A 6930-nucleotide genomic window follows, 5' to 3' on the forward strand; every position below is an offset into this window, starting at 1 on the left:
CCATGAATATCAAGCTCTCCACACCTCTGCTGGGCGGTCTCAGCCCCGAACAATTCATGCGGCGCCATTGGCAGAAGAAGCCGCTGCTGGTGCGTCAGGCCTTGCCAGGCATCCGCCCGCCGGCCTCGCGCAGCGAACTCGCCGCACTGGCCGCCAGCGAGGACGTCGAGTCGCGCCTGGTCTCGCAGTTCAGCGGCAAATGGGCCCTGAAGCAGGGCCCCGTCGCCAAGCTGCCGCCCTATAGCAAGCCGGGCTGGACCCTGCTGGTGCAGGGCCTGGACCTGCATCTGCAGAACGCCCATGAGCTGCTGTCGCAGTTCCGCTTCGTGCCCGAGGCGCGCTTGGACGATCTGATGATTTCCTATGCCAGCGATGGCGGCGGCGTGGGCCCGCATTTCGATTCCTACGATGTGTTCCTGATCCAGGTGCATGGCCAGCGCCGCTGGCGCATCGGCCGTCAGGGCGTGGCCACCACCGGCGCGCTGCGCGCGGGCGTGCCCGTGAAGCTGCTGGCGGATTTCGATCCCGAGCAGGAGTTTGTGCTCGAGCCCGGCGACATGCTCTACCTGCCGCCCGGCTGGGCCCACGACGGCATTGCCATCGGCGAGTGCATGACCTGCTCGGTGGGTTTTCGCACGCCCTGGCGTGCCGAGCTGGCGCGCGAGCTGCTGCAGCGCCTGATGGACGATGACTCCCAGGCCTATGCCAACAAGATGTATGCCGACCCCAAACAGGCCGCCACCGAGGCGCCGGGCGAGATTCCGCAGCAATTGCTGGACTTCGCGCGCGACGCCACCGAGCGCGCGCTGAAGGAGCCGCTGGCGCTGGAGCGCGCGCTGGGCGAGGCGCTCACCGAGCCCAAACCGCGCGTCTGGTTCGAGCAGGGCGGCGTGCTGCCCGCGGGCGCCGGCATCGCACTGGATCGGCGCAGCCGCATGATGTACGACCGCGCCCATGTCTTCATCAATGGCGAGTCCTTCCGCGCCGCCGGCCGCGATGCGCAGCTGATGCGCCGCCTGGCCGATGCGCGTGCCCTGAGTGCCAAGGACCTGGCCAAACTCTCCGATGGCGCGCGCGAGTTGCTGGAGATCTGGGTCGAGGACGGTTGGGTGCAAGCCCAGCAGTGAGGAAAGCATGGAACTGCAGACAGGCATCCTGAATTCGCGCGAGGAGGCGCTCGCGGCGCTCAAGACCGGCCTGCTGCAGGCCCTGGCCCAGGGCGGGCGCGAGCAATGCTGGCTGGACAAGGACTTCTGCGATTGGCCGCTCTCGGACCCCGAGGTGCTGGCCGCGCTGAAGGCCTGGGCCCTGCCGCATCGCCGCCTGCATCTGCTGGCGCATCACTATGAGGGCCTGCGCCGCGCCCATCCGCGCTTTGTGAGCTGGCGTCAGAACTATGGCCATGTGGTGGAGGCGGGCAGCTTCACGGACGAGGACATGGCGCTGGCGGGTGGCCGCAAGCTCGATGCCCTGCTGCTGGCGCCGGGCACGCTATGCCTGCGCGTGCTGGATAGCGAGCATTGGCGTGCGGTCTTGTCCGCAGAGCGCCCGGATGAACTGCTGGCACGTGAATGGTTTGATGCGATTCAGCAACGCTCAAGCCCTTCCTTTAGTGCCACGACATTGGGTTTGTAAGGAGACCGCAATCAACCCCCTATAATCGCGGGCTAGGCGAGGGAGCGCTCGAGGTTTCCCCCGTCTTGATCTGCTGGGGCTTGCCACTGCGTTTTGCTGTCAGAGGCGGTGCTCCATTAATTACCGGTAATTGATCTTCGTCTCACCGAATCTTTGAGGACAAGTATGAAAAAGTCGATCCTGTTGGCCTCCCTGCTGGCTGCTGTTGCCCTGACCGCCTGCGGCAAGAAGGAAGAAGCTGCTCCTGCACCGGCTCCTGCTGCTGCTCCCGCTCCTGCTGCTTCGGAAGCCGCTTCGGCTCCTGCAATGGAAGCTTCGGCACCCGCCGCCGCTGACGCTGCTTCGGCCGCCGCCAGCAAGTAATCGGTTTTCTTCCGATCACGCAAAAGCCGCCTGGGCGCAAGCCCCGGCGGCTTTGTCGTTTTAGCTCAGAACCTGCCAGTCAACGCCAGTAGCCTGCTCGGCGATGCGTATCTCGCAGCCGCCCGTCGTGCCGCGCGCGGCCAGCAGTTCGGCCATGGCGAGCTCCGGCAGGTTGTTGCGCTCGCTCAGGTGCGCGGCCACCACCTGGCGCAGGCCGGGATGCAGGCAGGCCGCCAGCAGCTCGGCCGCCTGCTGGTTCGAGAGATGGCCGTGGCTGCCGAGGATGCGCCGCTTCAGGCTCGCCGGGTAGCTGGCGTTGCCTCTCAGCATCTCCACATCGTGATTGCATTCCAGCAGCAGGGCATGGCAGCCGGCGAGGGCATCGCGCATGCCGGGGCTGATGGAGCCGGCGTCGGTGAGCACGCCCAGATGGCGGGCGCCGTCATGGCAGCGCAGCTGCAGGGGCTCCATGGCGTCGTGCGGCACCGCAAAGGGCTGCAGGCACAGGTCGCCCAGCGGGATGGCCTCGCCGGCGCGCGCCACATGGCGCAGCTTGGCGTCGACATCCTCGGCGCGCAGCGCCTGCCAGGTGCCGGCACTGGTCCAGATCGGGATGCCGTGGCGCTGCGCCAGATTCAGCGCGCAGCCGATGTGGTCGCCATGTTCATGGGTGATGAAGATGGCATCCAGATCATCGGGGCTCAGTCCGCGCAGGCCCAGCCGGCGCGTCAGTTCGCGCAGGCTGAAGCCGGCATCGATCAGCACTCTGGTGCTGGTGATGCCCTGACTGGCCTCCACCACGGTGGCGTTGCCGCCGCTGCCGCTGCCCAGGCTGCAAAAACGCATGGCCAGCGGCGCTGCCGCCTCAGCGCAGATCGTCCATCAGCAGGTTCAGGATGCGCTTGGCGATCTCACCGGTCTGCTGCTGGCCCTTGTCGTCCAGCACCATCACCGTGCTGCGCTCGCCCTCGGACTTGACCGAGACGCGATAGCGCGCCGCGGTCTGGCCCTTGTCGCCGCCGAACAGCTTGCTGAAGAAGTTGGGCTCGTCCTTGCCGGCCTCGTTGGGATCGGCATAACGCAGGAAGAACAGGCCCTGCTTGCGGTCGCGGTCTTCCACCGTGAAGCCATGGCGATCCAGCGACTGGCCGACGCGGCGCCAGGCGCGCTCGAAGCCTTCGTTGACCTGCAGGCTGGTGGGCACGTCCGCCAGCGCACGCGTGCCGGCATGCACGGCGGCCGTGGCTGGTCCCTTGGCGGGCGCGGCCGGCGCGGCGGCCAGCACGGCCTTGGCCTGCTCGTCCTTGGCGCCCAGCTTGAGCATCAGGCGCGAGAGCATTTCGGCTTCCAGCTGCGGGTCGGCGGGGCGGGGCTGCCAGGCCGTGTTGTCGCGCTGGTTGTTGGTGTAGACCTCGACCATGCCGCGGTGGCTGACATAGATCTCGGTGCCGCCATTGACGCGCTCCAGGCGGGTGCGGAACTTGTCGCGCTCGCCGGTGGAGTAGAGGCCGTCCAGCACCTTGCCGATGGTGCTGCGGATCAGATCCTGCGGCAGCTTGGCGCGGTTCTCGGCCCAGTTGGTTTCCATCACGCCCACTTCGGTCTGTTCGCTGGCGAGCTCGAAGCCGCGCTCGAGCCAGAAGCCGCGCACCTGCGGCCAGAGCTGTTCGGGCGTCAGCGAACTGCGCAGCCAGCGCTGCTCACCCGAGCGTTCGATGCGCAGATCGCCCACCTGGTCCAGCGCCACCTTGCTCATGCTGCCAGCGCTGGGCTTGGCGGTGGTGGAGGCCTGCTGCATGGCGGAGGCGCTCACCACGCCGCCCTGCACCTGGGCGCGGCCATCGCGCGCCAGCTGGGTCAGATCGGGCGGCACATCGAGGCCGGTGGTCTGGCGTGCACCGCTGCGGTAGTCGACCTTGTCGGAGGAGAACATGTTCTCGATCGAGCTGCAGGCCGTGAGCGAGGTGCCGACGAGCAGCAGGCAAGCCAAGCGGACCGCGGTCGGTGCGGCAGTTGCTTTGAAAGTTGGGGTCACGCTGGACATCTCCGAAGGTCAGGCATGCGCCCATGCGCATGCTGTCAGGGTCGCAATGATAGGGGCTGTGGCTTAGAGCAGGCCTGCGTCGCGCAGGGCCTGGCTCACCAGTTCCTGGCCGCCGGCGGTGAGCGGCGTGATCGGCAGGCGCATATGCGCCTGGATTCGGCCGAGCTTCTCCAGCGCCCATTTGGTCGGGGCCGGGCTGGGCTCGCAGAACAACTGCTTGTGCAGGCTCAGGAGCTGGAAATGGATGCGCTTGGCCTCGGCCACATTGCCGGCCAGCGCGGCCTTGCAGAGCTCGTGCATGGCGCGCGGCGCCACATTGGCGGTGACGCTCACATTGCCATGGCCGCCCAGCAGCATCAGCGCGATAGCGGTGCCGTCGTCGCCCGAGTAGATCGAAAAGCCTTTGGGGGCATGCTTGATCAGGTAGGCGGCGCGCTCGATATTGCCGGTGGCCTCCTTGACGCCGAACACGCCCGGCAGGGCGGCGCAGCGCAGGGCGGTGTCGGGCAGCATATCGGCCACGGTGCGGCCGGGCACGTTGTAGAGCATCATCGGGATGTCCACCGCCTCGGCGATCGCCTTGTAGTGCTGGTAGATGCCTTCCTGCGAGGGCTTGTTGTAGTAGGGCACCACCGACAGCGTGCAGTCCGCACCCACCTGCTTCGCGTAGCGGCTCAGCTCGATGGCCTCCGCGGTGGAGTTGGCCCCGGTGCCGGCCATGATGGGCACCCGGCCGGCCGCATGTTCGACCGCCGCGCGAATGATCTCGCGGTTCTCTTCCATGCTCACGGTGGGCGATTCGCCGGTCGTGCCGACCACGCCGATGACGTCCGTGCCTTCGGCGATATGCCAATCAATCAAACGGCGCAGCGCGGCGTAATCGACGCTGCCATCTTCCTGCATCGGCGTCACCAGGGCGACGATGCTGCCTGCTATCGGTTTCATCAGGATTCCTCGTAATCGGCGGATTCTACTCAGCGCCGCAGCCGCTCAGCCAAAGGGAAGCTGATGACGGGGGTAGACCCCAGGCTGTGCCGCGGCGCGAACCGCAGCAACGCGCTGCACGTAGCGCGGGTTGACGCCCGCGTCGTCGAGGAAGCCGTCCTCGTAGCCCAGCACGCGCAATCCGGCGCAGGCCTGCAGCAGCTCGCCGGGTTGGAGCAGGAAGTCGGCACGCGCTGGCCGGCCCACGCTCTGCTGGCCGTCGGCGAAGGTCTCGTAGATCAGCCAGCCGCCGGGCGCCACCGCGTTAACGATCCGCGGCAGCAGCGGCCGCCACAGGTAGTTGCTCACCAGCACCAGCTCGAACTGGCGTTCGCCCAGCGGCCAGGGGCCGGCTTCGAGGTCGGCAACGATCAGTTCGCCAAGCCCCTGCAGGCCGGCCAGGGCCGCGGCGTCTCGGTCCACGCCGGTGACGCGCAGGCCCTGCTGGGTCAGATAGCGCAGATGGCGGCCGCTGCCGCAGGCCAGGTCCAGCGCGCTGGCGCCGGCGCGCAGCGCCTGCGGCCAGCGCGTCAACCAGGAGGAGGGGCTTGCGCTCATGCTCATCAGAAGCAGGCCCAGACCTGCTCGGCCAGCTGCTGCATCAGGCTGGGCTGCGCATAGGCGAGGAACACCAGGGCCAGTGCGGCCAGGGCCGCCAGCACGGAAGATATCTGCCAGAGCCAGCCGCGGAGTCTCATGCGCGCGCCAGCGTGGGTCGCACGATGGCGCCCTCGCGCACCGGCAGGTTCACCAGCGCGGCCAGCACGCCCAGGGCCACGGCCAGCCACCACACCACGTCGTAGCTGCCGTTCAGGTCATAGAGCTTGCCGCCCAGCCAGACGCCCAGGAAGCTGCCGATCTGGTGGCTGAAGAACACGAAGCCGCTCAGCATCGACATGTGCTGGATGCCGAAGATCTGCGCCAGCACCGCATTCGTGGGCGGCACGGTGGACAGCCACAGCACCCCCATCACCGCGCTGAACAGGTAGACGCCCATCGGCGTGATCGGTACCGACAGGAAGATCACGATCGCGATGGAGCGCAGCGCGTAGATGGCCGAGAGCAGATAGCGCTTGGGAAAGCGCTGGCCCAGGCTGCCGGCGGCATAGGTGCCGAACACATTGAACAGGCCGATCAGGGCCAGCGCATAGGTGGCCACCTCGGGGCTGAGGCCCTGGTCCTTCAGATAGCTGGGCATGTGCACGCCGATGAACACGACCTGGAAGCCGCAGACGAAATAGCCCGCCATCAAGAGCTGGAAGCTGCGGTAGCCAAAGGCCTCGCGCAGCGCCTGCATGATGCTTTGCTGGTGGGCATGGGCCACCGGCGCCGTCTTGGGCTCGCGCAGGCCCAGCGCCAGCGGCGCGATCACGCAGGCGGCCAGCGCCAGGATGTAGAGCGCGTTCTGCCAGCCGGTATGGCCGATCAGCCAGTTCTCCACCGGCACCATCAGGAACTGGCCGAAGGAGCCGGCCGCGGCCGCCACGCCCATCGCCCAGGAGCGCTTGTCGGCCGCGACATTGCGCCCGATCACGCCGTAGATCACCGCATAGGTGGTGCCCGATTGCGCCAGGCCGATCAGCACGCCGGCGCTGCCGGTGAAGGCCAGGCCCGAGGTGGAGAGCGCCATCAGCACCAGGCCCAGGGCATAGAGCAGGCCGCCCGCCACCAGCACGCGGAAGGGGCCGAAGCGGTCGGCCAGCATGCCGGTGAAGGGGCCGGCGGCGCCCCAGGCGATGTTCTGGATCGCCAGCGCGAAGGCGAAGGTCTCGCGCGTCCAGCCACGCTCCAGCGTGATGGGCTGCAGCCAGAGGCCGAAGCCATGGCGTATGCCCATCGAGATGGTGACGATCATGGCGCCGCACAGCAGTACCTGCTGCAGCGACAGGGTGGGGCGTTGGGGG

The 6930-nt window shown here is 67.8% G+C and carries 9 protein-coding genes; 3 read left to right on the plus strand and 6 right to left on the minus strand.

Annotated elements, in window-relative coordinates; all coding sequences use genetic code 11:
* Positions 1-2: 2 nt before the first annotated feature.
* From AC3WQY_RS23585 to AC3WQY_RS23595, 3 genes are all read left to right on the plus strand, one after another.
* A complete protein-coding gene (locus tag AC3WQY_RS23585) occupies positions 3-1127 on the plus strand; it encodes a JmjC domain-containing protein (protein WP_492711009.1) in 1125 nt (374 codons plus the stop codon).
* A gap of 7 nt (positions 1128-1134) precedes the next feature.
* Positions 1135-1635, plus strand: a complete 501-nt coding sequence (locus tag AC3WQY_RS23590; RefSeq protein ID WP_492711010.1) for a hypothetical protein — start codon at positions 1135-1137, stop codon at positions 1633-1635.
* A 165-nt stretch (positions 1636-1800) separates the two neighbouring features.
* On the plus strand, positions 1801-1998 hold the full coding sequence (locus tag AC3WQY_RS23595) for a hypothetical protein (protein WP_285231864.1): 198 nt from the start codon (positions 1801-1803) through the stop codon (positions 1996-1998).
* Between the two features lie 60 nt (positions 1999-2058).
* On the opposite strand, the gene AC3WQY_RS23600 is transcribed toward AC3WQY_RS23595, so the two are convergent.
* The 6 genes from AC3WQY_RS23600 to AC3WQY_RS23625 form a co-directional block, all read right to left on the minus strand.
* Positions 2059-2844 carry an MBL fold metallo-hydrolase gene (locus AC3WQY_RS23600; RefSeq protein ID WP_492711011.1) on the minus strand — a complete coding sequence of 262 codons (786 nt, stop codon included), beginning with the start codon at positions 2842-2844 and terminating at the stop codon, positions 2059-2061.
* A 19-nt stretch (positions 2845-2863) separates the two neighbouring features.
* The gene (bamC, locus tag AC3WQY_RS23605) at positions 2864-3931 is read right to left on the minus strand and encodes an NlpB/DapX family lipoprotein (RefSeq protein ID WP_492711018.1); all 1068 of its coding nucleotides are present in this window, start codon (positions 3929-3931) and stop codon (positions 2864-2866) included.
* Between the two features lie 174 nt (positions 3932-4105).
* Positions 4106-4987, minus strand: coding sequence for a 4-hydroxy-tetrahydrodipicolinate synthase (gene dapA, locus AC3WQY_RS23610; RefSeq protein ID WP_492711013.1), 882 nt, complete (start codon positions 4985-4987; stop codon positions 4106-4108).
* 45 nt (positions 4988-5032) lie between these two features.
* Positions 5033-5590 (minus strand): class I SAM-dependent methyltransferase, encoded by a 558-nt coding sequence (locus tag AC3WQY_RS23615; protein ID WP_492711015.1) that lies wholly within the window; start codon positions 5588-5590, stop codon positions 5033-5035.
* Entirely contained in the window at positions 5590-5724 is a 135-nt protein-coding gene (locus tag AC3WQY_RS23620) for a hypothetical protein (protein ID WP_492711017.1), read from the minus strand. Before AC3WQY_RS23620 ends, AC3WQY_RS23615 begins: the two co-directional genes overlap by 1 nt.
* Positions 5721-6914 (minus strand): MFS transporter, encoded by a 1194-nt coding sequence (locus AC3WQY_RS23625; RefSeq protein ID WP_492711020.1) that lies wholly within the window; start codon positions 6912-6914, stop codon positions 5721-5723. The genes AC3WQY_RS23620 and AC3WQY_RS23625 overlap by 4 nt, the downstream gene beginning before the upstream one ends.
* Between the last annotated feature and the right edge of the window lie 16 nt (positions 6915-6930).

The sequence above is a fragment of the Roseateles sp. FW301-B2 genome (assembly GCF_058788955.1).